A 26543-nucleotide genomic window follows, 5' to 3' on the forward strand; every position below is an offset into this window, starting at 1 on the left:
TGTTTTATCCCGATAGTACCCTGGTAACGTTTCATGCCCAGGGGGCTTCCGAGCTACTTCACCCCATACATACCCTGGTGACGTTTCATCCCCAGGGTATGTATGAACCAGTGGAACGAGCGGGGGTGCTAGTCCGATCGGCGGAGTAGTTTTGGAGGTCTGGACCAAGCCTGCAAAATGGCCGTTGCGAATATCCTCAGGTCTCAAGTCCAGAAACGAAGTCATGCCCTTCAGAGCAGGGGCGAGTGCAGCTTCGACATAGTCTAAGGGTTCAATCTTTCGCTTGCGAACATTACGTGTTAACAGCTCTCCCATTGACTTCTTCCTTGAAGAGGAATTGCAACTCATCTGCTACCTGGTGGTAGTCCTCAGCAGCCTTGCATTTGGGATCGTAGTCGATAAGAAACTGCCCCGCTCGGGCGGCTTTGGTTACGCTCTGGTCAGTTCGTATTGCATGAAGAAGGGGAATGCTCATTCCCACAGATAGGCCTTCGAGACCCTCCAAGACAGTGGTGGTCATCGCCAGACGCCTATCTACCATTACTGGCAATAGTCCCACAGTCCGGATGTTGGCCCTCAAAAGTTGATTGAGCGACTTCGAGGCTTCAATTGACGCCATGGCTCCTTGGAACGACAGAGTATCCATCCCAATCGGAATCAAGACTTGTTCGGCGTAAACCATAGCGCAGGTTTGAAGGAGGGTAATAGAAGGGCTTACGTCAATGAGAACAACGTCATAATTTTTATCAACCATTGAAAATAGCTGAGAAAACGCATGTTCTCTCGCTACGTTTCCCATCAAGATTGTTTCGACCTTGGTGGTTTCTCGACTAGAACACAGGACATGGAGATTTTTACTAACTGCGACTATGCAATCATCCAGTCGGAGTTTTTCTATAACGAAGTTATAAAGTCCATACTCAGGTTTTAGGCTCAGCACACTGCTAACAGACCCTTGTGGGTCAGTGTCCACAACTAAAACCCTCTTATTTCTATCTGCAAACTCTCGCGCCAAAGTAGTGGTCGTAGTTGTTTTGGAAACGCCGCCACGTTGATTCGAGATCACCAGCCGGATCACAAACTCTCTCTAGAAATTTGCTGGTGTATTACTTCAACCTCTTCGGGTCTCCACAAGCGGTAGTTGTTCTTTGGATCGCGCGCAGGTTCGGCGAACTTTCCTGCTGCGAGTTTTCTCAGTATGGTCCTTTGAGAAATACCGAGGATTGATGCTACCTCGGTAGTACTCAGCCAAAGTGTAGCTCTGCGTTGAAATGGCTTTTTCATGGTACGTCCACAGTATTGCAGGACGCTTGCCTATTCAAGCAGAAAAAGAGTTAAAGTCATGACAGAAACGTCATTCCGAGTCAGTTATGTGAATAGCCCGCTATTTTGTGTTTTACGTTCTTAATCACTGAACGAGAGAAAACGTCGTCGTCGTCGCAATATGGCTGGGTTTATATATCTAACAGTCCCCGATTAAGAACTGCCCTAAAGAGCTTCTCTATATAGTGGGGATGATTCGACCCCACGGGGAGGGGATAAAAGAGGGCCAGGTGGTGGGGATGTATCATCCCTGACCCAAGTCACGAAAGGTATACAGGGACCTGTATATGTTTCGCCACCTGGGGATGAAAGGTATACAGGGGACGATTGAAGATCTAAAGATCCGCCGCCCTGTAAAATCTCAGTCTGACTTTCAATTGTTATAAGTTCGAGCACCGAATTGCGGACACAACCGGTTTTTTTAAATGATCACTACTGAATCTCGCAAGCGTCCGCAACGAGAATCACGGTCGTCATTACCGTTTCTCTCTTTTTCGAACCTGGTGCTATCTATATATATGTTCGCTTGTCCGCGAATCGATCGGAGCATTCACATTTGTATTTTCAGTGAATCAATCCGGGACATAAGACTTTAGCCTCAAGGATCGAAGTGCCTTTCGGTTCTCGCCTTCGATGCGATGCTGCTCGAGCATCTCGGCAACTTCACCAGATGGCATCTCGAGTATAGGAACCACGCGTTGAGTGCAGAAATTGATCACATCGGTGTAGGTCAAGTTCCACTTTTGGGCAGCTCGCTTCATTCTGAGATATGCCGGCAAGGGCATCTTTACAGTCACGCATTGAAGTGGTCGCTTGGGCTGAGGGTGCTCCATGTCCTCGAGTACGGCCTTCACAAACAACTCTCCGTTGATGTCGGGTGGAGACACCAACCTAAAATCATCATTAGTGTGTGCAGACTCGAGCTTCTCCATTTGTTCGCCATCCTCTGCACGAGATTAACACTTCAATCAGCCAGACTCAAGCTGTAATCCCACATTTCTAAGGGAATCACGGGGGCGCACCTAACAGTGCAAGAGCGGAATTGCGTATGTACATACGCAACTCCGTGAAAGACCACCAGGAGTCATGGAGGAATCTGATAGCACCCCTCTTTTGCTCATCTCTCTCTCAACATGAGATCTCTGGCCAACACGAGGCGCGATGTAAATCGTCTGGGAACATAGTCACAGCCTGAGCGCTGCCTTTATGTCCAAGGAGATGCGCTGCATATTGTTGCCGCAATAGACAACGGCGACCCAATTAGGCTGAAGGCCTTTTTAGCTTCTGTGGTGTAGAGAATTGCATGTTGCAACGAAATAGGCGATTTTAGGACCGGTGCGGCCAAGTCGCTGCCGCCGTAGGGATCATGCGCATTGCTCCGCTACCGTGAGTTCGACATGAGCCCCACCACTCGAGATGTTTTCTGACCTATTTGCAACAACCGATGGAGTACGCTGCTAAGGCGCGAAACTTCCTATCGGCAGTTGGAGGCGAAATGAGGTCTAAGCGCCAACCGAGATGCCGTCGTACAGCTACGTAGCTGTATGAAAGTCATATGAATCGCATCAGTCTCATAGAGGCAGGTGACGGCCCAGGCGCCCGCCCTGCCAGTCATTGGGCTATATCGGTTATCAGCCTAAATGATCGTGAAGGATCGGTCTCGCCCTTGGAAGGCATCATCAGTGTTCCAAATATCACAAGTGCTTTGCCAAAGCCCCGCGTAGGCGGCGGCTTATCAGAAGGAATTGCGGCGCACTACCGCAGTTAGGCCAAGGAGGCCTGTACTCAGCAGGAATAGCGTGGAAGATTCTGGAACTTTGGAGGCTAGGTCAAAGGTGACGGGGACGGTTTCGGTAAAGTGATCCTCATCTTGTAGATAAGCGAAGTATCCTGAGTCACTGCTAAAAATATTTACGTCGAACTTATCAGGCCCGTTTACGTCTATAAAGCTAAATCCATTCGAATCTAACTGTGGCAGGGCAGATGGAAAGAGTAGATTATTGTTGCCATTAAAGCTTCCAGGTGCAATTAATCCTGTTACCCCGGTGCCAGTAATTGCAGTGATCAGGTATTCTCCGCTCCCAATCGATGTTGCAGTGAGAGTTCCAGATCCGCTGAACGTTCCTGATGATCCAGTTACAGAGAAGTCAAAGGTGTCAGCATAGGCTGAACCTGTGATAGCTAGGACGCTAAAAAGGGCGATAGTTATAGGCAGACGAAAAGAACGCATGAGTCACCTCAACGATAAGGGTCTTGATGCGGAAATTCGATGCGGAAATTAATTGAAGAGTTGGACACATTTGTAATTATTTTTTTTAATTAATCATAAAGTAATAGCAATCGTAAGATCGCCAGGCGAGCGCTTTCAGGCACCTCGCTTATATCAGGTCGCCGCTCTCCTTACGACACAAGAAACCCTGGATGCCGAGATGGCAGAGAAGCGGCCGACTTTCACGGGAATTATCCTTCAGTGGTCGAGGGCAGCGTGATGAAATTACTGTGCATGATGTCAATCTGGAGAGGGATCTACTTCATCTACCCCAGCAGATCTGATAAAGTCGAGGGCAACTCAGACCTGACTGGAACTCAGCATGGACTTCGTATGTTAAAGTCAGGCCCTCCGAGTCGCCAAACTTTCAAAGAGAGAAACCTTATGAAGATATTGCTTTCCGCTGTCTTACTAATCGCTGGAGCAGGTTTGGCGAAGGCTGACACTATCGAGACGATCACCTTCAATCTGGGCGTTCTGCATCCTGGATCAACGCTGTCAGCCACTTTCGACGTGCCCACTTCGATCGGAACCGGGCTGACGTTGGACGTCACATATGCTTTTAACGATCCTTTGGACTACGCCGAAGGAAGTCTGACGGGGACGACAGGAGGAACGTTGGCGGGAACGGTCTCGATTGACCCCAACTCGCCGATCAGCAACTACGTCGTAAATTTCTCCGTGCCGGAATTTTTCAACCCCTCCGGTAACATGTTTGATCGAGAAAACATCCTTTCTGAGGATGGGCTCGCGCGCTGTGCATCTTTTCCATGCACAGCCACCGGACAATTCGAAGACAGTCAGGCCTTTTCTAACGGCCTGTACACGATCGCTCCGGCAGCCACGACTCCCGAGCCATCTTCCTTCTTGCTGCTGGCCACCGGTGTCGCAGGAGCGGGTCGCCTTCTTTACTCGAGCCGCAGACGTTTCGCGTAGACCATTTCCGCTGGCTACATACTGAGAGGAAGTCGGGTTGGCCCAGCTTGGGCAGCAAGCCCATTAGAGCCAGTTTCGCCACGTCCGCGACTTCGCAGTGTAGGCGACAAGCTTCAGCGCAGCGCACATCCTTGGAAAGGGGATCCTCGGCAAAGACGATTCTCTGTCAACTGAGATTATGGCGCGGTCGAACTTATTACACGGTTGTTCTTATCGCAATCCCCAATTTTGCGAGACCTGCGACGGAGCACGTAGACAGTTGTTCCGGATTAATTGTGGCTAGATCACAGTTAGAGTTCACTTTGCTCGGTTGAGGCCGAGGGCATCGAGGATTACGCGATCTGGCGTGGTCGTCCCGTTCTTCTTGGTCACGACGCCGAAGTTGTCCTGATAGTCCCACATGGCCCAGCCGATGTGACGCTTTTCGAGCGCGATACGCATGTCACGTAGCCAGAGCGCGCGCATCGCTTCATCAGCGAATGGACGATACACGCCGAACTCGCCACAGTATACCGGTGCATCGTGCAGCTTCGACCAGCGCTCGGCGAAGTCGATCGTGGCATCCACACGCTGTGCGTCCCATCGCGCGAGGCCATACTGCTCCATGAAGAACTGCCCCGCCAGCGTGGGCTCTTCCTGCAGGTTCGTTGCCACGTTCTCCGGCGTGGAAGGGTACGGCACACCGCGCAACGGTTGCACGGCAGGATCGGTCCAAGTCGCGCCCTGGTGTGTGAAGGCGAATGGCTCGTAGTCGTGGAAGGTGTAGATGACGTTGTCATATGGAATTGGCTGGAGCAGCATCAAGTCTTCCAGTCCCGACCACTTCGCTCCGCCCGCGATGATCGTATGCTGCGGTGCAACCGCACGGATCTGACCACTAACGAAACTCTCGATTCCCTGCCACCGATACGGATCGGGCTGTTCCGGCTCGTTCATGATCTCGAAGAAGACAAGGTTCGGATCCATCGAACTGAAGTGCTTCGCAACGCTCTGCCAAAGCATGCCGAAGCGCTCTACCGGCTCGGTCCCTTGCAGCAATTGCTGCTTGTAGCGGCTCTCCGGATGCAGATCGATGATTACCGCCAGCTTCTGTTCGAGTGCCGCCTGCACGACGCGGTCGAGTTCGGCCATGAACTGTACACCCTGCGGAAGGTTGCGCCGCCAGCCAAGCAGCGGCTCTGCGTCGATGCTGATTCGAATATGGTCAAACCCCAACTTCTTGATCAGCACGATATCGTCGGTCGTCGTGAAGCTCCGTAGGCGTTCGACCGTGTAGTCGGCGGGCGACTGCGCGAACCACAGGCTGGTATTGATACCGTGGCTTAGATGCCGCGCGCGCGTTACCGCGAGGGCTGCAGCTTCCTGTGCCCACACAGCAGCTGAAAGCAAGGACGCCCCTGCGCTCACAATCGCGAGATAGAGAATCACCATACGACATGCTGAAGCTAACCGTAATTGTTTTTGCATACTCAACTGCCCGCCCGCGCCCCCGATCAGTCTAGTGCAAAGGGGAGACAATTAGCAGACGCAGACTTGCGAGTATTGATCTCGGATTGTTCTGCACCCCCGTTCGCCAGACAAGGACGGAAGCACCTTGTGTCAGCGATGATCCGAACTCGGGTCATACGTTCCCGCAAACGGCCTTTTCGACAACTTCACACCGAATCAACGCTCTTTTCGCAGCCAGTTAGCTCTTAGCAATAAAGCGATGCCCACTGCAACGGCTATAGCACCATAAACCGCCCACCTCGTCTGTCCGGTCATAAAACTACCAGGAAGTACATTGATCCCTTGCAGGAACCAAATCACGCCGGCTAGAAACAAAAGGCTGGCAACGATATTCAGTGTGATTCTCATCATTCCTCCCCGCGCCCGAACTTCGGAACAAAACCCGGCTCCGGCCATTGCGGCCGCACAGCTGTACATATTACAGGTAGGACAATTTAGGCTCTGCAACATTCGTCCCCAAAATCGCGTTGCCGTTTTAACTCCACTGATAGCGCAGCGGTCCGGTTCCCGTCGTCGACACTGGACAGCGTCGCTGAGCTGTCCAGCGGGATCGCCGCGCTGGCCGGCTGTGTGGTGATGGTCGGCGCATTCCCAGATGGCATCGGGGACGATTCTCCGCTCCCGCACCCCACCGTCGCAAACACCGCAATCAGCAGCACGGCCGACAGTGCAGAAGCTGCTCGCTGATCCAGATCGAGTGAGTCCCCGCTTCCATCGCGACCCGCGCTGGAGGTAGGTCGGGTAACCACTTTTCGATGGCCTTCGGTGTGGCCCTGAAGCGGCTCGATCAACTACTTCTCCAATCTTCGTTGAGCTTGCAGTAATAGCTCCAGTACATTCCCAAGATCGACCCCGATCGTCATCCCAACCTTGGTGATGCTGCGTGGAACTTCCGCGATGAGGTGTTGCGATGGCTTTTTCATGGCAATAGTCTCTCCGATCTAGGAGACCTGCTCCCTCGAAAATAACTAACTAGCCAGCCCGTGGCTTTGGCGTCAGTGTCACGCTGCAACCGTTCTTACTGCTGCCCACGCGGACTGACATGCCATACGGCGCAACCTGGACTGTTGAAGCTGCATAGCCTCCTGGCATATCCTTATGTATATGCCATTGTTGCAGGAGGGCGAAATGCAGCGTACAGCCAAGATCTTTATGAACAACCGCAGCCAGGCTGTTCGGCTGCCGAAGGAGTTTCAGTTCACCACCTCTGAAGTGTTCATACGCAAACAGGGCGACGAGGTGATTCTCTCTGCCCGCCCGAAGGACTGGTCTGCCTATCTATCCTCTGGACCTGTGGCTTCATCCGAGTTTATGGAGGGTGTGGAGGATTTACCCATACAGGAGAGCGAAATCTGATGTCGGTTTACATGCTTGATACGGATATCTCCTCCGACATCATGAAGCGTTCTAACGACGCCGTTCTGACGAGATTAGAGACTGTCGCAGTAACTGATGTCTGTATCTCGGTGATCACCAAAAGTGAACTGCTGTTTGGGGTAGAGGTCTCACCGCGCAGGCAGAAAGACCAGTTCGCTCTGAATGCATACCTTCATCATGTCGAAGTGCTCGAGTATCCCGACGAGGCTGCTCTCCACTATGCGCAGATCCGGACTGCTCTCAAGGCGAGTGGAAGCGTGATCGGCGCGAACGATCTGTTCATCGCGGCCCATGCGCGTAGCCTCGGCCTCACGCTCGTCACCAACAATACCCGTGAGTTCGGGCGCATCCAGGACCTCCGGCTCGAAAATTGGGCTGCGCACGGTTCTTAAGTCTCGAAACCTGTTTCTATTTCATTCGTGATCTGAAAATCGAAGCGTGGGACCGCGCTGAAAGTTCGCCGTCCATACGTCTCAACACTATGCGACGACTAGGCGATATGCCACCTCCAGCCGCCACTCTCCACAAAGACACCCAGCCTCATAGGAGAGCAAAATTGAAATTTAGCTGGATCACAAACTACCTCGCTGTAAATGAGGATCGAGCAACCAAGCTGGCCGATCTCGATTTTGCCCCCGAAGAATCCTTTAACTCGGGCGTCGACTTGGGTGTTCTTTATGCTGCTCCCATAGCAAAAACCTCCGGCACTAAGTGGAAACTTAGTGACGGTACCCTCGCCATATATGCGGCGACAAACGCAGACTCGATTCTGCTGGGCCATATGCTCGCGACTGAAGTCGTCTGGTGTGACGGGGATAGCGATTTCGATCCCTTTGAAATGTGGAAGACTCTCCGGATCGCAACTGGCTGGACAGATACCGACCTCGGACGCGTCTCGTAAGGGCCGCTATCCCAAAAGCTCCCTGAAAACTCGCGAAGGGGGCGGACTGGAGTAGATGGCTTAGTCCCGTCGATCCTGCACAGCCACCTGTAGACATTCTGAGACCGCACCCAGCTGAGGAGATGACAGCATGGAAGGTTAAGAAAGATGTCGGCAACGCGAAGAACAATGATGCGAGTTTGACTGACCCTTGTGAGCCTTGCGCGGATTCAACAGGGTCGCTCTTTACCTGATGTCGATCACTTTGTAATCATTCGTTTTCGCAAATTAGACTGCGAGTCTTTTTATCTTGACACGCTATCGGAGGGCGACCATGATTTGTACCAACGTTATATCCAAAGGAGCAGCATATGATAAAAGCGTTCGCTAATGGCCTGATACTGTTAGTTTCTATGTTTTTCATAAAGGCGGCTCACGCCGATACCTTTCAGGTATACAACCTTGGAGTCGATAGCAACGATGCAGTTGGAATCAACGATGCTGGCATCGCGCTGCTCATCTCTGGTCATTTCTGTTCGGATGGCAATCCATCCTGTTATCAGTCTTTTCAAAACGGTAATTTGGTGTCTCAGTCAGACACGTTCCCTTCGTCATTTATCAGCGACAACGGTGTCTCGTGCAATTACATTGCTCCCACAGGTTACACATTGGTTCAATATTCTGTTTGCAACGGATCAGCACAAGTAGTCGTTGTCAGGAATAGCTTCGACAGTGGTGACACCGAAGTGAGAGAGCTAGCCGCTGGCTCGAACACCGCTGGCGATTTAGTTCTCAGGATTGGGGAACCAGCCGGCGTATTCGTAAACCCAAGTGGGGACGTTCTGTTTACAGATGGTGATTTTGGATTCGTATATCAAGCCATTGCACAGACGCCCGAACCCTCCACCTTCTTCATGATGGGCACCGGTATCTTGGGTATGGTCCGACTGATGCGGCGAAGACATTCATGATTTAAAAGAAATAGCCCCACCCAATGCAAAGTGTGCAAAGGATGGGGCTTGTTCGTGCAGAATTACGCATGGGGATCGTACTTTTACCTCGGCATGTCGCTGCTGATCCTTGTTCTGGTCACCGCGATGTTCAGCACCACGGTGCCCACCCGGCTATTACATCCGAAGATTGCTCCGCCCTACATCGTGTGGTTGACTGCACCAAAAACCACTGCGCACGTCTCCAGAGTTGGTCTCAGGTTAAGCGAGGTTGGCGGCTCTTGAGATCTTCCAGAAGGCGTTCGATCTGATCTTCTCTTTCAAGAGCACCCAAACGATCTTCAAGAGAGTCTGTTTCGAGCATCATGCGGCTGGCGATGTTGTCGGCCTCGTTGCGCTGAATGGTGGAGCGCAGGCGGTTAAGGGCGGTCGATCGCTGGTGTGCGGCAGTGACGGTTCGCGATGCGTTCGCCTTGCCCATTGTGCGGGAGCGACGGTGCTGGGCTATGAGCATCTCGCAGGTGGAGCGGGTCTCGTGTAGTTTTTGCTGAAGGCGATCGAAGGCGTTACGAAGGATTTCGGTTTCGACCCTCTGATTTTCGAGTTGCTCGGCGAAGGCCACGGCGAGTTGTTGGTTGCTTAGAGAACGTTGCAGAGCGGCGCGGGCGAGGTCGTCTTGCTGCTTCTGGACGGCGAGTTCCGCTTTGCGAGTCCACTGGTTCATGGTTTCCTCATGTTCTTTGAGCTTCTTCTGGAGGAGATGCTGGTCTGCGATGGCGATTGCCACTTGCGTTTTGACCTGCAGGAGCTGGTTTTCCATATCAAGAACAAGTTGCCGAGCCAGCTTCTCGGGGTCTTCGGCTTTTTCGATCAGATCGTTGATGTTCGCTCGTAAGAGAGTGCCTACGCGTTCGAGTAGCGCCATCGTGAACCTCCTTTGCTGCGATGAGGCACCGGTGCGGAGATGGAGTCCGCACCGGGTTATTCTGTTAGGCCTGATGTCCGTTGCCACCCTCGCGCGGCTTCATGGGCTTGACGTTGGCCATAAGGTCGTGGAGGTTCATGCCGGAGAGAGCCTCGAAGAGTGCGGGGACCTGAGAGGCAATCTTCGTCATCTCGCCCGTGATCTTGCTTGCGCCTGTGGCTCCATCGTTGCCAGTCGAGACGATCGTGATCTTGTCGACCTTGCTGAGCGGCTCCGCCATGGCGCGGACTACGTCGGCCATGTTGGTGATGAGCTTGTCAACGACAGCGGCTTGCGTCCACTCTTGATAGGCTTCTGCCTTTACGTTCATGGCCTTAGCTTCGGCCTCGCCTTTTTGGAAGATGATGTTAGCTTCAGCTTCGCCTTGCAGCTTGGTGGCAGCGGCGCGGCCTTCCGCCTCCATCGTGATCCGGGACTTCTCGGCGTTAGCGATGTTCTCGATGCGCTGACGCTCAATCTCTGAGCCCTTGAGGACGGTAGCGATGAGCTCCTTCTCGTGACGCAGAATTTCGGCCTCCTGCACTTTGACCTGCTGCTCTTTCTCGATCTGCTGAACTTTGACCTGTTCTGCAATCACCTTCTGTTGCATGACGTTCGTCTGGAGCTCGTAGGCCTTATCGGCCTGGGCTTCCTGACGGCGACTCTGTTCGGTGAATTGCGCCTTCTGGATATCGAGGTCGCGCTGCGCCTCGGCTTGCTTGGCTAACGATGCGGTCTCTGCGATCACGCGTTCCTGGTCGGCAGAGGCCTTGGCAACGGCTGCTTCGCGCAGTGCGATGGCGCGACGAATCGCGGTGTCGCGTTCGGCTTCGGCCGCGGCAATCTCTGCGTCGCGGCGAATGCGAGCTACATCGGGGCGGCCCATGTTGGTGATGTACTCGTTCTTGTCGCGAACCTCGCGGATGGTGAAGGAGATGACCTCGAGGCCCATCTTGCTCATATCGTCCATGCAGGTCGAACGCATGCGCTCAGCTACCATCTCAGGCTCTTTGACGATTTGTTCCACCGTGAGCTGGCCGATGATGCCGCGCAGATGGCCTTCCATAACGAGGCGAATGAGTCCCTCGCGCTGGTCGGGAGACTTGGTGAGGAACTGTTCGGCGGCGGTGAGGATGGACTCGTTGTCAGAGCGAACTTTAATCTGTGCAACAGCTTCTACCGTTACGGCCACACCTTGCTTGGTGTAAAGATCCTGCTGCGGTGCGACATCGAAGCTCATGAGTTCGAGTGAGAGCTGGCGGGAGTTTTCAACGACAGGAAAGATTACGGCGCCGCCGCCCTTGATGACGCGAGGGCCACGGAATCCGTAGACGATGATGGCTTCGTTAGGGCCTGCTTTGCGAAACATCTTGGCCATGAGAAGAGCGAGGGTTAGAGTTACTAGAACAGTCAGACCAACAATGATGATGACCGAGTTCGACATATTGTTCCTTTGTCCGATGACGGACTAGAGGGGCGTGCAAGGAGCTTGCCTCAGTGATGGAAGGGCGGGAGAGTGTCTCGGCAAGCGAGGCCGCCAGGCGAGGTCTCTTAGGCGTCATGGGATGCTGTCAGTGAGGTCCTCCCAACGGCGGACATACGCGACGCCTCGTTCGTAACGAACGACGACCACCTCGGCTCCGCGTTCGATGGCGTGGCCATCATCGCTTCGGGCTGCGGAGGCTCGGCGGGCTCCGGTTTGCGAGAAGATGATCTCTCCGATGCTGTTGCTGTCGCGAATGGCGTCGCTAACGTGAGCGAGTACGCCGGTCATCTCGGTGTCTTTGGAGGTGAGGACGCGCTCGCGTGGCAGAAGCACCTTGAAGAGGACAGTCCACAGTAACGTTGCGCCGGCAATTCCACTTAGCGCAGCCAAAAGGAGAATCAGGGACGCGAAAAAGGGGCTATAGCGATGTAGAAGATAGCCTGCTCCGCCGAACCAGCAGAGGAATGCCGTAATGGTGAAGCCGTTGACCCTGGAGAGACCGTGCGGCGTGCCATGAGTGTGAACGTGGGCCGAGTGCCCGATATGGAGGTGGCCAATGTGAAGGTGTGCGAAGCCTCCGACGACAGAGACGAGGCTGAGGACGAGGCCGACGATAAAGGAGATGAGGTAGAAGGAGTCCATATTATTTGGTGCTCCGCTTTGAAGTTTTTCGAAGGACGGTCTGGGGGGGGACAGTCTCGGTTGATGTGCTCTCCGGACGCAGGACGTGGAACAGGCGGTCTAGAAGCGCGGGTGTCTCAATGATCGCCTCGATGAGGAGAAAGCAACGGCGTGAATCGCTATGGTTGGCTACCGTGAGGAGGGCCTGGCAGAGTGCGGGGTCGCGGCGAAAACGTTCTGAGCCGCCAACGAGCCAGAGATCAAGCTTGTTCTCAATGGTGCGAAGGTCGGAGAGAAGTTCGGACTGGTAGCCTTCGGGATCATCGACCAGGTAGCCTGGATGAACTTTGAAGAACTTCGCCAGCAGAAGCCGCGTGGTGTTGGTGAGGTGCGGGCGAGCGCCGCTCTCGATCTGCGACAGGTAGGACTGGCTGATTGTGGCCTTGCCCGCCTTCTTTCTACTTGCGGCGTTTTCCAGTTGGATTGCGCGGACGAGCTCCTGCTGGGTCATAGCGCGATCGAGACCGCGGAGGCTACCTTCTACCTCCCTCAAGTAACGAATTTTATCGCTCAATCTCAATGTCATATTACAAATCGCGATATTTATATCGCGATTTGCAATATATGTCAAGACTGCTATACGACGCCCATATTGCTGTATGTTGCCTACGCGCCTGTATAGTTGTATATTCCTCTCGCCAGCTTGCATCCCATCCTAGAGGTAGCCTATGTCCACTCGTGTCTCTGTCGGCCTTCCGTCCCGTGCCCTCACCTTCTTGGTCGCCAACCTGCTCATTCACTTTTTCCTTGCGCGCCCTATTCTCGCCAATGAGCTGGGCCACGACAAAAAATCCAAAGTGGTCGGTGGCTACTTTGAAGAATGGAGCATTTATTTCGCCGGCTACAACATTGCGAATCTGCAGGCCAATGGCGTTGCAGATAAGCTCACGCATTTGACGTACGCCTTCGGCAACGCCACACCAACCGGCTGCGCTATAGCGGATAGCTGGGCCGACTATCAGGATCCGTATCTTCCAAGCGTCAGCGGCACGCCATACGCAGGCCCGTTGTACGGGAATTTCGCCGCGCTGCAACAGCTCAAACAACTGCATCCAAATCTGAAAGTGGAGATCTCGCTTTCCGGGGCCGCAGGCTTTTCGGCCGCTGCAAGTAGCGCTCAGGACCGTCAGGCCTTTGTCTCCAGCTGTATCGATCTCTTCGTCAAGGGTAATCTCGCGCCAGGAGTTTCTGCAGCCGGAGTCTTCGATGGAATCGATATCGATTGGGAGTTTCCCACCGCCGCCGACACGGTAAACGCAACCCTGCTGCTCAAGGAATTTCGCAGGCAGCTGGACGCCCTGGGGAGGGCCAACGACAAGCACTATCTGCTGACGATGTTCGGACCCGCTGGCCAGCAGAATTACTCCAACCTCCAGCTAGCCGAAGTCGGGCGCCAGTTAGACTTCTTCAACCTGCAGGGCTACGACTACCACGGCACCTGGGAGACTTCTACCAATCATGCGTCTCCCCTCTTCGACGACAAGCAGGATCCGGATGCCTCCGAGAATTTCTACATCGAAGACACGGTTCGCTCATATCTTGAGGCCGGCGTTCCCGGAGAAAAGCTCGTCCTCGGCATTCCCACGTATGCGCGTGGTTGGACGGGCGCTCCCAAAACTAACAATGGCCTGTATCAAACCTCAACCGGTCCAGCTCCGTTTCCTTCGAGCGATTATCTGCAGACGCCCGGCCTGATCACCTATCTCACGGTGACCGGCCTGACCGGCTACACAAGTCACTTCGATGAGCGCCGACTCGCCGTGTCGCTCTACGATCCCAACATGCAAACCTTCTGGTCCTACGATGACCCAGTCACGGTCTGGCTCAAAACGGTTTACGTCCGCACGCGCGTTCCTGGGGGCCTCGGCGGCGCATTCATTTGGGCTCTCAAGGACGACGACGCCAACGGCACCATCACGAAAACTACTGCCGCCGGCCTCAGGTGATTTCGCGCCGGTTCAGGATTCCGGCCGAGTGAGTATCGCAGTGATCGTTTGCGACTCACATAACTGGTGAGAACGCGCCGAGTCACTCTTCGACTGCGAGTCACTAGCTAAAAACAGGTTTTTACCAAGTTCGACGCACCGAACCTTTTGCCCAGGTGAACTTGCCCAAAACCGGGGCGGTCTCAACCGGTCGATGCAACACTGGCTTGCAGTTTCGGAGCGGTCAGGGAGGCTAGCATCAGCGGCCAAGCCAACGACATCGCTGCGACTCCGATTCCTCGGGGACGGATTGTGTTCAGATTCGTTGTCGGCCCATTGCGGCTAAAAGATGCGGATCTTTCGCCCATGGTTGTTTCCTCATCTTATCGAAGCCGAGTCTATAGACGTGGTGTTAACCATTCCACTAGCAAAACTGGCAGTGCGCTGGAAACCTCTAAGTTCCGGTACTACGCCCTGAACGACGGTCAATCCTGAAGTAATCCCACGGTAAGGGTTACCGAACAAGAAGTTACAGAGTTCGCACCACCGAGACCTTGACTACGCCCGTTTCGTTCTTGGGCTTGGCTGTGCCGCCGGCTCGTCTGAGAGACCGGAGCGAAACTGGTATGACCGCACGGCAGATTTGCCAATCTCCTAAGATTCAGTTGCTGTCCGGATACCTCGCATGCTTAGTTCGAGTTACTAGCACTGTTGCTAGTAGCTGCTTTGGCAACGAGGCAATAGTCTGTACCCACCGGAAATATGCTCATCATCCTTATTGCTAAATAGCGGTTGAGTTCGATGTCATTTCCTGGATGGAGAAGAAATGATCAGAGCTTTCATAAAACGGGTACTGTCGGCGGTGTTAGCGTTCCTGTTGGTATTTACTGCTCTGCCACTTGAAGCCGTAGGTCAACAACCGGCGCCGGCAGGGTCGACTGGATCTTCGGGACAGGGTGCACCCCTGTCTGCGAATGAGTTGCAAGAATTAGTGGCACCCATCGCCCTGTACCCTGACGCCTTGGTCGCCCAGATTCTGGGGGCTGCGACTTTTCCGGACCAGGTTGCTGCCGCTAGCGGCTGGCTTCAGCAGAACAAGAGCCTCACCGGCACAGCGCTTGCACAGGCCGTTGATAAGCAGACTTGGGATCCCAGTGTGAAAGCGCTGACTCAGTTTCCATCCGTGCTCGACAACTTGGCGAAAAACCTAACTTGGACTTCCTCGTTAGGGGAGGCCTACCAAACGCAGGCCGCCGATGTGATGTCTGCAGTGCAGGTGTTGCGCGGCAAAGCACAAGCTGCGGGCAATCTAAAATCAGGCTCACAGATTACGGTTGTGCAACAGTCGCCGCAGGTGATCGTGATTCAGCCGACCAATCCACAAGTGATATACGTCCCGACATACAACCCAACGGTCGTCTACGGCGTTCCAGTTGCGACGCCCGGCTACAGCACAGCAGCTGTAGTGACGACGGCTGTGCTTGCATTCGGAGTTGGTATCGCACTGGGCGCAGCGATGAGCAATAGCTGGGGTTACAGTTATTGGAACTGCAACTGGCACGGAGGAACAGTGGTCTACCACAGCACTGGCTACTACGGGAACAGCGCATGGCATGGCGGCGTCTACGGTTCGAGCGTATCCGCCTATGGACCCAACGGCAGCGCGCACGCCTCTGCTGGTTATAACCCCTCCACAGGGACTTATGCACGAGGCGCGTCAGCTTCAAACGCCTATGGCTCGCAAGCGGTCGGGCAGGCGTACAACCCGAACACTGGGGCCTATGCAGCGACGCATCAAGCCTCAAACGCCTACGGGAGTTATGGAAGCTCCGTCGTCTCCAAGAATGGCAATACTGCCTACACCCAGCATCAAACGACCGCGAACGGGAGTGTAGCAACCGCGCAGACTACGGCCGGTGGCTCAGCTGTCGCCGCGTCCGGCAAGTATGGCAACAGTGGAGGCGCCGCTCAAGCCGCAAACGGCAACAAGTACGCTACTGCAAACGGCAACGTTTACAAGAACACCGGAAGCGGTTGGAGCCAGACCCAGGGCACCCCCCACAACACTTCAAGCTACTCCAGCGCATCTGGAGCCAACTCCGCTGCCGCTCGCGGCTATGGCGGTGGAGAGGCGAAGACCAGCGGAACCTCGGCTTTGGGTGGAGGTGGAGGGGGCGGCGGCTGGCAATCCAGACAAGCCAGTGCTCGCGGGGCAGCAAGCCGCGGTAACGGTCGCAGATAAATCGACGGTGCTGCCGCAAACAAAGTCATCTTGAGTGAGCCACGTTGAACGAGTTTATGGTGAAAGTTTTGGAGGACGGGATGTCGCTTGAGCGCCGCAGAATTACGTTTGCGATACGGCTGATGCTTATGGGGTCGATGATTCTCCTCGCCGCTTGCAAGAAATCCGAAAACCCTGAGAAACCTTCGATCAATGTGTTCGCTTCACCCGACGACGCGAGTAATGCGCTACTGGCGGCGGCAAAGTCAGACGATCAAAACGCTCTCTTCGCAATTTTCGGTGCGGATTCGAAAGAGCTTATCGTCTCCGGCGATCCCGTTCAGGACAAAAACGCAGCTGCTACCTTCGTGACCGAATACGGGATGATGCATCGCTGGCGCACTATGCTGGACGGTACTCAAATGCTGCTAGTCGGAGCGGATAATTTCCCCTTCCCAATTCCGCTCAAAAAGAATAGCGACGGAAAGTGGTTCTTCGACACGGCTGCAGGAAAGAATGAGGTGCTGAACCGTCGCATCGGCCGGAACGAACTTGCGATCATCGACGTTTGCAGGGCGGGGGCGCAGGGTGAGGCGGAGTACTTCTCCCAGCTTCACGATGGCGAAAAGACCAAGCAGTATGCTGCGAAGTTCCTCAGCGACCCTGGCAAGCAGAACGGCTTGTACTGGAAGACGGTGGAAGGGCAGCCGCCCAGCCCGCTTGGACCGCTGGCGGCGTTGGCGAGTGCGGAAGGGTATAGCACAAAGCCCGAGGGGCACACGGCCTTCCACGGCTACTACTTCCACATGCTGAAGGGGCAGACCGATAAGACGCCTGGAGGTGCAAAAGAATACGTGGTCGACGGGAAGATGACAGGTGGCTTCGCCTTCGTCGCCTATCCAGCGGAATACGGCAACTCGGGAGTGATGACTTTCATCATCAACCAGGATGGCGTGCTGCTCCAAAAGGACCTGGGGAAGGCAACGACGGAAACGGCGACAACAATGAGCGAGTTCGATCCTGATTCCAGCTGGACTCTCGTAGAAGAATAAATGGCTTTATCAACTGACTAGGGCAATCAACCGGTGCTCCGTGGGCTTTTCATCCCCAACATCCCTCACCGTGCCAACGGTCACACCGATCACTGCCCAAGACCGGCACTACCCGATATGTTATTCAGTGAAATATTTGATAGTGGATGACCCTGTTCGCGGAGATAATGATTCTCCCTCCGGCAAGTGCACGGGTCGTTCTCCGAACAGCATTCTGAAACCTTGAATCAATCTTTCGAGTCTTATATGTGACTGCCGGTTAGTTTCTCAGGCCGTACATAGGACATATTGAGGTTATGACCTCTCTGGAAAAATCAAAGATGCTCACTCGTAGACGCTTCACACAACTTTCAACTATGGCGATCGGATCCGCTCTATTGAAAGCTGCCGATGGCCAGAGTTCCGTTGCCGACACTAAGCTTGAGATTGCTCCGTATACGTTAGAAGCTTCTCCAAAGCGACACTTCCAAACCGTAGCTTACAACGGTCAGGTTCCAGGTCCACTTTTGCGCATGCGTCAGGGTCAAGAGCGAATCGTGGAGATCCGAAACTTGACTAATACTCCAGAGGTCGTTCACTGGCACGGCTTGTTCTTGCCCTCTGAGATTGACGGTGCGATGGAAGAAGGCACACCAATGATTGCCCCAGGGGCAACGACCCGGTATGCCTTCAGGCCGGACCCTCCAGGATTCCGTTGGTTTCACACCCATACATTCGCGGGCAAAGATCTTACAAAGGCTCAGTACGGTGGACAACACGGTTTTCTCATAATCGAACCGCGAGAGAACCCGGGACGCTACGATCGCGAGGTCTTCTTTGGACTTCATGATTGGGGCGGTCACTTCCAGGGCGGCGATGACGGATACATGAATCCTGTCTACGACGTGTCTACCATCAATGGCAAAATGCTTGGTTTCGGCGAGCCCATTCGTGTCAAACAAGGCGAACGGCTGTTGATGCATGTCCTGAACTCAAGCCCTACCGAGGTGCACTGGATTGCTTTGGTCGGACACAGTTTCAAGGTCGTCGCGCTAGACGGGAATCCTGTTTCACAACCTCAGACCGTTCCAATGCTGCGCCTATCTCCCGCGGAGAGAGTCAGTGCGGTTGTTGAGATGAACGCTGCCGGCGTCTGGGTGCTTGGCGAGGTAAGAAAGCACGTTCAGGCCGCGGGCATGGGTATAGTCATCGAGTACGCGGGGGCGTCCGGCAAGCCGGTATGGAATCAGCCCGACGATCTCGTGTGGAACTATCGCCAATTTGCTTCACCAACCTCGACAGCCGTCAGGGATGAAGAAGTCGATCGCATTGAGCTTAGCTTCGACTCGAAGTTTCAGGGGCATGGCAACGAAGAGCTATGGCGCATCAACGGCAAGTCGTATCCGAACAACGATGAACCGGTTTTAACAACAGGCCGACGCTACCGGCTCGTGATGAAGAATCTTAGCCTGGACGATCACCCAATGCATCTTCATCGGCACACCTTCGAGGTGCGTCAAGTAGAGGGCGGTCCCGAGATGTATGGGTTGAAGAAAGACGTCGTGCTGGTTCCGGCAAAGAGTACAGCGGAAGTCGAGTTTGTCGCGAACAACCCTGGACGAACGCTCTTTCATTGTCATCAGCAAGATCATATGGATAGGGGTTTCATGATGGTATTTCGTTATGCCTAAGATTTTGGGAGTAGATCGAAACAGAATGTATTTTTGCAGTTTCTTGTTGCCACTTTTTACGTACTTGTTGTTTTGTTCAGCGATTACGCACGCCCAGGGAAACTACGAGATCCAGGTCTATGGCGCGGACACGGTCGCACCAAAGAACCTGATGGTCGAACTGCACTCCAACTACACCATCTCCGGCCAAACTCAGACAATTGACGGAGTCTATCCAACGAACCACCAGGAGCATGAAACTGTCGAGTTGACAGAAGGTATCAACAATTGGTCTGAGGTTGGTTTCTACATCTTTACCAGTGAACAGGATGGGCACGGAGTGCAGTGGGTCGGAGACCATATCCGCCCGCGTGTCCGCGCTCCTGATAGTTGGCATCTTCCTGTTGGCATAAGTCTTTCGACCGAAGTTGGCTACCAACGGCCCGTCTACTCTCCAGACACGTGGACCTGGGAGATTCGTCCCATTATCGATAAAACCATTGGTCGCTGGTATCTCGCCTTCAACCCTGCTCTCGAACGCACGTTGCATGGCCCCGGTGCGAATCAAGGTTGGGGTTTTTCGCCCGGTGCCAAGGTGGGGTATGACTTCACTCGAGTGGTCAGCGCCGGCTTCGAATACTATGCGGACTATGGGTGGATCGGCTCCTTTTACTCGCTCCATAATCAAGAACAGCAACTCTTCGCCGTGACAGACCTAAACCTATCGCCGAAGTGGGAGATCAACATAGGAATTGGCATAGGCCCGACATCAGCGACCGATCACTTGATTGTCAAGGGAATTCTCGGCAGGCGCTTTGATTGGGGAAGAAAATCAGCGGTCGAATAGTCGTTGCTCACTGATGTCGCATTCAAGGGAGAGATGGCTGACTCAGACAATGGCATTGTCAACTTGCGCACGAAACCTGAAACACTGGTGCCATGAAGAGTGATTGCTTTCGTTACTCTGGCTATCGTTTCCCTTCCCAGATCATCAGCTATGCGGTGTGGGCTTATCATCGCCTCTGCCTAAGTTTCCGGGATGTCGAAGATCTTCTCGCCGAGCGCGGCATCATCGTATCCTATGAAACGATCCGGCAGTGGTGTGAGAAGTTCGGTCTCGACTATGCTCGGCGATTGAAGCGACAAGAGGGACGGCTGGGCGACCACTGGCATTTGGATGAAATCTTCATTCGAATCAACGGCCAACAGCGGTATTTGTGGCGCGCCGTGGATCAGGACGGCGACGTGATCGACATTCTTCTCCAGCCGCATCGTGATCAGCGCGCCGCAGAGCGCTTTTTTCGAAAACTCTTGCGTGGCCAGGGTTCGGAACCACTGCAGATCATTACCGACAAATTGAGAAGCTACTCCGCTGCCATGCGAAGCATCTTCGGCAACGTGACTCACAGGGTGGAGCGGTACGCCAACAATCGCGTCGAAGCCTCGCATCAGCCGACGCGCCAACGGGAACGGCAAATGCGCCAATTCAAATCTGCCAGGCACGCACGACGTTTTCTCTTCCTCCATGATGCCGTTCGAAATCTGTTCCGTGTGGGCCGACACTTATTGAGGTCTAGCAATTACCGGCTCCTGCGATCGCGGTCATTCGCGGTCTGGCGGGAAGTGACCGCGGCCTAAGCGAGCGCAAGACCCGCAGCGTTCCCAGTCCAGAATGTCCCTCAACGTCTTAAGTTGACAATGCCCTTGATGTTAATGGTGTTTCCGTTCACATCAACTTGTTTCCTCAGCGAGCCGCAGATGGACCTCATTGGGGAAGACATTCAATTCCACTTACGGATGCGTAGCCATTGACTGGAACGAAAGCCAGCAGGAACTTGCCTTGTGCATTCGGTTCGAGGCCGGAAAACTTTCGGATCACAACATCCGATGGATGCGCCTCCTTCGATAAGTCGAAATTCTGAAGGAGAGCCTTGCCATTGCAGAACACATTGAATACGCGACTAACCTGCATTCTGCTCAGCGCCGCATTGATCGACGATTCGCCCGAGGGCGCGCGGCGTGCAGCAAAGTGGAGCGTTATAGAGTATCTTCCCGGAGACGCTGGAATCGCGTAGGAGAAGTTTCCCCACCGTTCCGTTTCGTAAAGTTCGGGATCGTCGGTACCTGTGACAGGCTCTGCGAACACCGCCAGCTGCCCACCTTCGAAATAATTGTCAGGACTCCACCAGTGGCTGTCGTTGGAGTAGTAAGGAGACTGCCGTGCCAGAACACGAACGGGCCGCATGCGGCCTTGTGCTCCTGGCAGAATTTCGATAGCTGAAACCATTGCCGGCATTCCATCCTCGCCGGCGAACTCCAAATGGAGAATTTCGTTCGGCTCCGGTCTTATATCCGGAAAGATTTTTACGTCTGCAGTTCGGCTGGCGCCGGCATCAGCAACAACATCTAAGTCGGCGAGCAGCGTCTTTCCATTTGCTCGGATCGTCATCAGCCGGCTGCCTTCACCACCGGTTTCCGTTGATTCGGGACCAAAAGCAGTTTCCGCAAAATGAAGTCGCAGCTCGTAAACTCCTCTCTTGAGTGGAATGTCGTAGCGGAATTGTCCCTGCCTGCTGGTTCGGTAGAAACCTGGCTCCTCTGTACGCCAAATCTGTAGCACGGAACTTCTAACGGCATTGCCGCCTGTAAACCACTTGTCAGCGCTCCATAACTTGCCGGCATGATCGACAAAGCTACGTGTTGTGCCAGCGAGGATTCGTATCTCTTCACCGGCTGGCGGTCCGATCTGCTCGGTAGGCCCTTCCGTGGCGGTTGGCGCCCTGGATTGAGCGGACGAAACCCGGGCTTCATGCCGCAAGATAAGCCAGGTTCCTGTGGTGCCCGCCAACATAGTCGCAAGCACTGCGGCTAGCCACCATGCCCAATGTTTACCTTTGAAATACTTGACGAGTTGGTCTGACGGATTTCCCGGCGGGTTGGCGGGCTGAAGCGTGCTCACCAGGGGGGCCTGAGCGGATGCTTCGGCCGTCTCGAACCGCGGCACGTACTGCCCAACCGGAATAGTGATTCTTAGAGGTCGCGTCGAGCCACTCTGAGCGTAGTACTCGGCCAGCCGCTTGCGCAGCCGGTTGGCTTCTACCCGCACGATTGAATCCGAGTCCTGATCAAACGAATCGGCGCGCCGAAAAACCTCGACCGCAATCGTATACTCTTTGATTCTGTCGGCCTCTCCGGCGAACTGCACCTCGCACAGATAGGAAAGCATGCGAGCCAGCGTGGGAGAACGACTGAATTCCTTGGAGTTGAGCACACATTTCAGTTCTGCGCGCTCTTGCTCTAAATCGACTGATTCTAGGCTTATCGGCGCCATCTTAATCACCGTTCTCTGTCAACTTAGATTGTCGCGCCGCTCCGATGTTAGCGCCGGGGCACTGTTCCTGGCCGATTTAACGGTATCCATAGAGCTACTCCATGCCTTGTAACGGCATTTAACCTCCTCTCTTCTCTTCCACCAGATCGCCCGCAAGCCTTCAGAAAGGAGACGCTTAGCGTCTTTGCAGCCCATTTTCATCACTTCGTCTTGACGCAAAACGGTGTAGTAGCGGCTGTAGCGTTGTCAGCGGAAGATGACGGGCCTCTACTGGAGTCGAAGTGATGAGCAAACTGTCCGAAGCGGCACGATCATTCGCCCACCTCCGGAGGTCGCCTCATCGAGAAGAGGTGCAAAATGCAAGGATTTCTAAAAGTACTTTTAGTCGCAAACCTGATGGTTTTCGCTGCCGTACAGGCGAGGACAGAGTCTCTTCCGGATGTGCCGAAGTCGCCGACCGTTGAGAAGACGGCTGAGCAAAAGGGAGACCAGGCGCGCATCCATAAGGATTACGCATCCGCCGTCGCTTACTACCACGCAGCAGTCCAGGGCGATACGAGAAACTCCATGCTGTATGACAAATTGGCCATCGCAGAATTCCAACTCGGTGACAAGAACGCTGCCCGCAAGCATTTGACGCAGGCGGTTAAGCTCGACTCCCGTAGTGTTGCCGCGCTTAACAATCTCGGGGTCATGGATTTGATGGACAAGAGATACAAAGCCTCTGTCAACTACTTGAAGCAGGCACTGGCTCTCGATGAATCGAACGCAACAGCCCACCTGAACATCGCGGAGGCCTGGATGGGTCTCGGAGAGGTGGACTGGGCGATGACCGAGTACTCTCGGGCGCTCGAACTGAATGCCGATATCTTGGACAGCGACAACGGCGGAGTTATCGCGCAGGTCACCACCCCCGAGCAACGCGCCCGGATCTCCTACCTGATTGCAAAATCGTATGGAAAGAAAGGCAATCTCGACGGCGCTCTTGAATATTTGCGTCGGGCAAAGGAGGGCCACTATCCGGACTTGGCGCGGGTATATAGCGATCAGGAGTTTGCTGCTCTATGGTCGGATCCGCGCTTGGAGAAGATCGTCAAGCGCTAAGCAAACCTGTTTGCGCTTGAGTGCTGCGCCTCGTCGGTACAGGCCACGGCGAGGCGCAGCATGAACGGTGACACGTGGCCACGCCCGTCCCCATTCCAGGCACTACAAGACTGCACCGGCTAGAGGAGAACATCGACTCGACTCTCGTCGAACTGACAGCGAACGATCTTCATGAACTGGATAGCGCGACCGCGAAGATTGCCGTCGAGGGCAACCGGTATCCTCCGGACCTTGAGCGCATGACGTATCGATAGGGATGTGATTACTCCTAGTAAACTCGTTATCCTGACAAGCAGTGAACAAAGAGCGTTATTCCATTTCCATCGTCTTGGGATCAGCAACCCGGCACCGATGACTTATCAATAAAATCCACACCAGAGACTCTCAAGGAGGACTGGCGGTCGTAACGGCCACGCCAGTTCCAGAGGCATCCGCAGCCATAGTTCCCTGAAATGGGGTTATCAGCAACTTCGGAACGCCGAGACACCGGATGGAGTTCAATTTCCATAACCTCGTTTCCGGAAACCGTGTTCGATGGGAGTGGATCAAATCACGGGAGCCGCTCCAGGACTAACGCAGTGCTGTCATAATCGCCCTCGAGTTTCAGGTTCACACCCGCGCCCATCAGCACGGAGCCCGATAAAAGCGCCTCCCCCGTATACTTCTCCCGGTCCAACGCACGAACACGATACATTGCGTTGGGGTCAAGCCCACGCAGATGGACTGTGGGGTAGGGCAGCCGGAATCGCTGGCTATGCAGCAACGACAGCAGCACGGCCTGTGAGCCGTCCTGCGCAACATATTCCATCTGCGATGCATCGCCTGTTAGCGGCGATGCAAGCCGATACAACTTGCCGTGTTGCACCGTAGTCCGAATGGTCTTGTAAAACTCTGTGAGCTTCGCCGAGAGCGCCAGCTCGGCATCGGAAAACTTCGTCAGATTTGCCCCGATGCCGAGTGCGCCCTGCATCGCCACAACAAAGCGATACTGCAGCGGAACCATGCGGTGATCCATGCTCGGCACATCCGTCACCCACGCCACCATGGTCTGCGGCGTGTACCCCTGCGTGTAGCCATACTGAATATCCTGCCGGTCGAGCGCGTCCGTATTATCACTCGGCCAAACCTCATCCGTGCGCTCAAGAATGCCGAGGTCCACGCGCCCGCCCCCGCTAGAGCAGGACTCGATCTCCAACTTCGGATGCTTCGCGCGAAGCCGATCGATCACGTCATACAGGTTACGCACAGCTTCGAGATAGATTGCCTTCTCCGCATCCGTATTGGGATGCTCTGGCGAAGAGCCCGGCGCCGTGTTCCAGCCCGGCTCCGACCAGATGCGGTTATAGTCCCACTTCAGAAAAGCAATATCGTTCTCGCTCACCAGCTTGTCGAGCCAGTTGAACATCCACTCCTTCACATCCGGCCGCGCCAGGTTCAACATCAACTGATTGCGCTCCTCCGAATGTTCACGATTCGGGAACTGCATCGCCCACTCCGGATGCTGGCGATAGAGATCGCTGTCTGGATTCACCATCTCTGGTTCCACCCAGATACCGAAGTCCATGCCCAGCGCATGCACGCGATCGATGACCGGCTTCAACCCCTGCGGAAACTTCTTTGGCGTGATCGTCCAGTCGCCAAGTCCTGCATGGTCGTCGTCACGTTTGCCGAACCAGCCATCATCGATCACAAACCTCTCCACACCTACCTTCGCGGCGCGTTCGGCGAGCGCGATCTGCGTATCGCCGGTGAAGTTCATCTCCGTCGCCTCCCAGGAGTTGTAGATGATCGGGCGGGGCTTGGGCTCACGCGCTTCACCGCGCTTAGGCAGGATCTCCTGCAACTGAAGTTGGCTCAGGATGCGTGACGCCTCACCATCGCCGCCATCCGTGTAACCCGCGTAGAACTTCGGCGTCTCAAGCGATGCTCCGGCTGCAAGTGTCCAATGAAAGTCGAACGGGTTGTAGCCGCCCGTCACCCGCGGTTGGCGTAGCTGAGTATATTCGGTGACAATCTGCCAATTGCCGCTCCATCCAAGCTCCCCAAACCAGACCGGCCCGGCCTCTTCGGTCGTCTCCCCCTCTTTGCCGATCGAAAACCACGGATTCGCCTCGTGAGACGTATGTCCGGTACGGCTCTCCTGCACGCTCTTTCCGGTCACCAGCGGCTCTTCGTTCAACTGGAACTCACCGCCCCACATACCCGTCAGCCAGCGATGCTTATAACCTGTACCGGCAGGCAGATTCCATGTAGCCGACGCAGCATTCTCAATACCAAAGCTGCCTTTGCCTATATTTTCGATGCGTGACCAACGCGCCAGCACGCCCTGCGGAAAGGTCTTGTAGTACAGGTGTACGCGCAGCGGCTCATTCGTATCCTTCAGGACGATCTCGAGCTCCGACCCCGTCACCTTCGCCGACTCATATTTGAGAATCAACGTCCGATCCCCGTTCGGCGAATTAACCTTGAGCGCTGTCTCCGGAAATATCCCTGCGCCATACGCCGGATACTCCTGTGGCGTTGTGGCTGCCGGCGGATACTGTGAAGCGCGTTCAGGCAGGCTCTTCGCCACCGGCACCAGACCGCGGTCGCTCAACTTTGGCCCCCAGTAAAGCGATTGCAGGATGCCCTGTTCATTGACGCCGACCACGTAGGTCATCTTGCCGGCATCGAGATACCACTGCTGCCGATCCGGTTGGGGCCGCACTGCCGTCTGAGCCGAGACAGGGCTGGGCACAAATAGGCCCAACAACACAAAACTACAGCAGGCAAAGGCTGCAAACGTTTTCAGCACAAGGTCCTCCAGGCATGGAATCGTACAAGCAATCTACGTGCGCGCAACAACAATAATCAACTGCATGGCCCTGAACGAGGAATCCATTTTGT

26 protein-coding genes and 1 pseudogene are annotated in these 26543 nt (G+C 54.5%); 14 read left to right on the forward strand and 13 right to left on the reverse strand.

The window, feature by feature from the left end; translation table 11 throughout:
- Positions 1-292: 292 nt before the first annotated feature.
- From RBB82_RS24985 to RBB82_RS24995, 3 genes are all read right to left on the reverse strand, one after another.
- Positions 293-1078: a ParA family protein gene (locus tag RBB82_RS24985; protein WP_433975837.1), complete on the reverse strand. Its 786-nt coding sequence runs from the start codon at positions 1076-1078 to the stop codon at positions 293-295.
- Complete coding sequence (locus RBB82_RS24990) at positions 1075-1284, reverse strand: helix-turn-helix transcriptional regulator (RefSeq protein WP_433975838.1); 210 nt, start codon at positions 1282-1284, stop codon at positions 1075-1077. Before RBB82_RS24990 ends, RBB82_RS24985 begins: the two co-directional genes overlap by 4 nt.
- 1774 nt (positions 1285-3058) lie before the next feature.
- Complete coding sequence (locus tag RBB82_RS24995) at positions 3059-3553, reverse strand: PEP-CTERM sorting domain-containing protein (protein ID WP_433975840.1); 495 nt, start codon at positions 3551-3553, stop codon at positions 3059-3061.
- A gap of 423 nt (positions 3554-3976) precedes the next feature.
- On the opposite strand from RBB82_RS24995, the gene RBB82_RS25000 reads away from it, so the two are divergent.
- The gene (locus RBB82_RS25000) at positions 3977-4528 is read left to right on the forward strand and encodes a PEP-CTERM sorting domain-containing protein (protein WP_433975841.1); all 552 of its coding nucleotides are present in this window, start codon (positions 3977-3979) and stop codon (positions 4526-4528) included.
- 297 nt (positions 4529-4825) lie between these two features.
- Here the strand turns inward: RBB82_RS25000 and RBB82_RS25005 are convergent, their stop codons facing one another.
- The 4 genes from RBB82_RS25005 to RBB82_RS25020 all read right to left on the reverse strand — a co-directional run bounded on the left by RBB82_RS25005 (position 4826) and on the right by RBB82_RS25020 (position 6960).
- Positions 4826-5959, reverse strand: coding sequence for a glycoside hydrolase family 5 protein (locus RBB82_RS25005; protein ID WP_433975842.1), 1134 nt, complete (start codon positions 5957-5959; stop codon positions 4826-4828).
- A gap of 234 nt (positions 5960-6193) precedes the next feature.
- On the reverse strand, positions 6194-6388 hold the full coding sequence (locus RBB82_RS25010) for a hypothetical protein (RefSeq protein ID WP_433975843.1): 195 nt from the start codon (positions 6386-6388) through the stop codon (positions 6194-6196).
- 83 nt (positions 6389-6471) lie between these two features.
- A complete protein-coding gene (locus RBB82_RS25015) occupies positions 6472-6828 on the reverse strand; it encodes a hypothetical protein (RefSeq protein ID WP_433975845.1) in 357 nt (118 codons plus the stop codon).
- Entirely contained in the window at positions 6829-6960 is a 132-nt protein-coding gene (locus tag RBB82_RS25020; protein ID WP_433975846.1) for a hypothetical protein, read from the reverse strand. It abuts the gene before it with no gap.
- A gap of 205 nt (positions 6961-7165) precedes the next feature.
- On the opposite strand from RBB82_RS25020, the gene RBB82_RS25025 reads away from it, so the two are divergent.
- From RBB82_RS25025 to RBB82_RS25045, 5 genes are all read left to right on the forward strand, one after another.
- The gene (locus RBB82_RS25025) at positions 7166-7393 is read left to right on the forward strand and encodes an antitoxin (RefSeq protein ID WP_433975848.1); all 228 of its coding nucleotides are present in this window, start codon (positions 7166-7168) and stop codon (positions 7391-7393) included.
- Entirely contained in the window at positions 7393-7806 is a 414-nt protein-coding gene (gene vapC, locus RBB82_RS25030; RefSeq protein ID WP_433975849.1) for a type II toxin-antitoxin system tRNA(fMet)-specific endonuclease VapC, read from the forward strand. Before RBB82_RS25025 ends, vapC begins: the two co-directional genes overlap by 1 nt.
- Before the next feature lie 164 nt (positions 7807-7970).
- Entirely contained in the window at positions 7971-8315 is a 345-nt protein-coding gene (locus tag RBB82_RS25035; protein WP_433975850.1) for a hypothetical protein, read from the forward strand.
- Between the two features lie 350 nt (positions 8316-8665).
- The gene (locus RBB82_RS25040; protein WP_433975851.1) at positions 8666-9265 is read left to right on the forward strand and encodes a PEP-CTERM sorting domain-containing protein; all 600 of its coding nucleotides are present in this window, start codon (positions 8666-8668) and stop codon (positions 9263-9265) included.
- A gap of 54 nt (positions 9266-9319) precedes the next feature.
- On the forward strand, positions 9320-9529 hold the full coding sequence (locus RBB82_RS25045) for a hypothetical protein (protein ID WP_433975852.1): 210 nt from the start codon (positions 9320-9322) through the stop codon (positions 9527-9529).
- Here the strand turns inward: RBB82_RS25045 and RBB82_RS25050 are convergent.
- The 4 genes from RBB82_RS25050 to RBB82_RS25065 all read right to left on the reverse strand — a co-directional run bounded on the left by RBB82_RS25050 (position 9501) and on the right by RBB82_RS25065 (position 12895).
- Positions 9501-10169 (reverse strand): PspA/IM30 family protein, encoded by a 669-nt coding sequence (locus tag RBB82_RS25050; protein ID WP_433975854.1) that lies wholly within the window; start codon positions 10167-10169, stop codon positions 9501-9503. The two genes, RBB82_RS25045 and RBB82_RS25050, sit on opposite strands and share 29 nt — an antisense overlap.
- A 64-nt stretch (positions 10170-10233) precedes the next feature.
- Positions 10234-11652, reverse strand: a complete 1419-nt coding sequence (locus tag RBB82_RS25055) for a flotillin family protein (RefSeq protein WP_433975855.1) — start codon at positions 11650-11652, stop codon at positions 10234-10236.
- 114 nt (positions 11653-11766) lie between these two features.
- The gene (locus tag RBB82_RS25060; RefSeq protein WP_433975856.1) at positions 11767-12336 is read right to left on the reverse strand and encodes a hypothetical protein; all 570 of its coding nucleotides are present in this window, start codon (positions 12334-12336) and stop codon (positions 11767-11769) included.
- Between the two features lies 1 nt (position 12337).
- Positions 12338-12895 carry a helix-turn-helix domain-containing protein gene (locus RBB82_RS25065; protein ID WP_433976015.1) on the reverse strand — a complete coding sequence of 186 codons (558 nt, stop codon included), beginning with the start codon at positions 12893-12895 and terminating at the stop codon, positions 12338-12340.
- A gap of 148 nt (positions 12896-13043) precedes the next feature.
- Between RBB82_RS25065 and RBB82_RS25070 the strand changes: the two genes are divergently transcribed.
- The 6 genes from RBB82_RS25070 to RBB82_RS25095 all read left to right on the forward strand — a co-directional run bounded on the left by RBB82_RS25070 (position 13044) and on the right by RBB82_RS25095 (position 20860).
- Positions 13044-14321, forward strand: a complete 1278-nt coding sequence (locus RBB82_RS25070) for a glycoside hydrolase family 18 protein (RefSeq protein ID WP_433975857.1) — start codon at positions 13044-13046, stop codon at positions 14319-14321.
- 805 nt (positions 14322-15126) lie between these two features.
- Positions 15127-16542, forward strand: a complete 1416-nt coding sequence (locus tag RBB82_RS25075) for a DUF3300 domain-containing protein (protein WP_433975858.1) — start codon at positions 15127-15129, stop codon at positions 16540-16542.
- 80 nt (positions 16543-16622) lie between these two features.
- The gene (locus RBB82_RS25080) at positions 16623-17573 is read left to right on the forward strand and encodes a DUF2950 domain-containing protein (RefSeq protein WP_433975859.1); all 951 of its coding nucleotides are present in this window, start codon (positions 16623-16625) and stop codon (positions 17571-17573) included.
- Between the two features lie 356 nt (positions 17574-17929).
- Positions 17930-19243 (forward strand): multicopper oxidase family protein, encoded by a 1314-nt coding sequence (locus RBB82_RS25085; protein ID WP_433976016.1) that lies wholly within the window; start codon positions 17930-17932, stop codon positions 19241-19243.
- A 46-nt stretch (positions 19244-19289) separates the two neighbouring features.
- Positions 19290-20069 carry a hypothetical protein gene (locus RBB82_RS25090; protein WP_433975860.1) on the forward strand — a complete coding sequence of 260 codons (780 nt, stop codon included), beginning with the start codon at positions 19290-19292 and terminating at the stop codon, positions 20067-20069.
- A 92-nt stretch (positions 20070-20161) separates the two neighbouring features.
- Positions 20162-20860 carry an IS6 family transposase gene (locus RBB82_RS25095; protein ID WP_433975861.1) on the forward strand — a complete coding sequence of 233 codons (699 nt, stop codon included), beginning with the start codon at positions 20162-20164 and terminating at the stop codon, positions 20858-20860.
- Positions 20861-20987: 127 nt separating this feature from the next.
- Here the strand turns inward: RBB82_RS25095 and RBB82_RS25100 are convergent, their stop codons facing one another.
- Positions 20988-22493, reverse strand: coding sequence for a malectin domain-containing carbohydrate-binding protein (locus tag RBB82_RS25100; protein ID WP_433975862.1), 1506 nt, complete (start codon positions 22491-22493; stop codon positions 20988-20990).
- A gap of 417 nt (positions 22494-22910) precedes the next feature.
- On the opposite strand from RBB82_RS25100, the gene RBB82_RS25105 reads away from it, so the two are divergent.
- The gene (locus RBB82_RS25105) at positions 22911-23657 is read left to right on the forward strand and encodes a tetratricopeptide repeat protein (protein WP_433975863.1); all 747 of its coding nucleotides are present in this window, start codon (positions 22911-22913) and stop codon (positions 23655-23657) included.
- An 86-nt stretch (positions 23658-23743) separates the two neighbouring features.
- A pseudogene (locus tag RBB82_RS25110) lies at positions 23744-23911 on the forward strand (aldo/keto reductase); the annotation flags it as partial.
- A 296-nt stretch (positions 23912-24207) separates the two neighbouring features.
- Here RBB82_RS25110 and RBB82_RS25115 read toward each other — a convergent pair.
- Complete coding sequence (locus RBB82_RS25115; RefSeq protein ID WP_433975864.1) at positions 24208-26451, reverse strand: alpha-galactosidase; 2244 nt, start codon at positions 26449-26451, stop codon at positions 24208-24210.
- Positions 26452-26543: the final 92 nt, after the last annotated feature.

It is taken from the genome of Tunturiibacter lichenicola, from assembly GCF_051013355.1.
GTDB lineage: Bacteria > Acidobacteriota > Terriglobia > Terriglobales > Acidobacteriaceae > Edaphobacter > Edaphobacter lichenicola_F.

Excerpts from the sequence above, each read along its gene's own strand:
- RBB82_RS25055 (WP_433975855.1), bottom strand. The coding sequence starts at position 11,652 with ATGTCGAACTCGGTCATCATCATTGTTGGTCTGACTGTTCTAGTAACT.
- RBB82_RS25105 (WP_433975863.1), top strand. The coding sequence starts at position 22,911 with ATGCAAGGATTTCTAAAAGTACTTTTAGTCGCAAACCTGATGGTTTTC.
- RBB82_RS25070 (WP_433975857.1), top strand. The coding sequence starts at position 13,044 with ATGTCCACTCGTGTCTCTGTCGGCCTTCCGTCCCGTGCCCTCACCTTC.
- RBB82_RS24995 (WP_433975840.1), bottom strand. The coding sequence starts at position 3,553 with ATGCGTTCTTTTCGTCTGCCTATAACTATCGCCCTTTTTAGCGTCCTA.
- RBB82_RS25060 (WP_433975856.1), bottom strand. The coding sequence starts at position 12,336 with ATGGACTCCTTCTACCTCATCTCCTTTATCGTCGGCCTCGTCCTCAGC.
- RBB82_RS25080 (WP_433975859.1), top strand. The coding sequence starts at position 16,623 with ATGTCGCTTGAGCGCCGCAGAATTACGTTTGCGATACGGCTGATGCTT.
- RBB82_RS25075 (WP_433975858.1), top strand. The coding sequence starts at position 15,127 with ATGATCAGAGCTTTCATAAAACGGGTACTGTCGGCGGTGTTAGCGTTC.
- RBB82_RS25020 (WP_433975846.1), bottom strand. The coding sequence starts at position 6,960 with ATGAAAAAGCCATCGCAACACCTCATCGCGGAAGTTCCACGCAGCATC.
- RBB82_RS25005 (WP_433975842.1), bottom strand. The coding sequence starts at position 5,959 with ATGGTGATTCTCTATCTCGCGATTGTGAGCGCAGGGGCGTCCTTGCTT.
- vapC (WP_433975849.1), top strand. The coding sequence starts at position 7,393 with ATGTCGGTTTACATGCTTGATACGGATATCTCCTCCGACATCATGAAG.
- RBB82_RS25095 (WP_433975861.1), top strand. The coding sequence starts at position 20,162 with ATGAAGAGTGATTGCTTTCGTTACTCTGGCTATCGTTTCCCTTCCCAG.
- RBB82_RS25085 (WP_433976016.1), top strand. The coding sequence starts at position 17,930 with ATGGCGATCGGATCCGCTCTATTGAAAGCTGCCGATGGCCAGAGTTCC.
- RBB82_RS25000 (WP_433975841.1), top strand. The coding sequence starts at position 3,977 with ATGAAGATATTGCTTTCCGCTGTCTTACTAATCGCTGGAGCAGGTTTG.
- RBB82_RS25025 (WP_433975848.1), top strand. The coding sequence starts at position 7,166 with ATGCAGCGTACAGCCAAGATCTTTATGAACAACCGCAGCCAGGCTGTT.
- RBB82_RS25010 (WP_433975843.1), bottom strand. The coding sequence starts at position 6,388 with ATGATGAGAATCACACTGAATATCGTTGCCAGCCTTTTGTTTCTAGCC.
- RBB82_RS24990 (WP_433975838.1), bottom strand. The coding sequence starts at position 1,284 with ATGAAAAAGCCATTTCAACGCAGAGCTACACTTTGGCTGAGTACTACC.
- RBB82_RS25040 (WP_433975851.1), top strand. The coding sequence starts at position 8,666 with ATGATAAAAGCGTTCGCTAATGGCCTGATACTGTTAGTTTCTATGTTT.
- RBB82_RS25050 (WP_433975854.1), bottom strand. The coding sequence starts at position 10,169 with ATGGCGCTACTCGAACGCGTAGGCACTCTCTTACGAGCGAACATCAAC.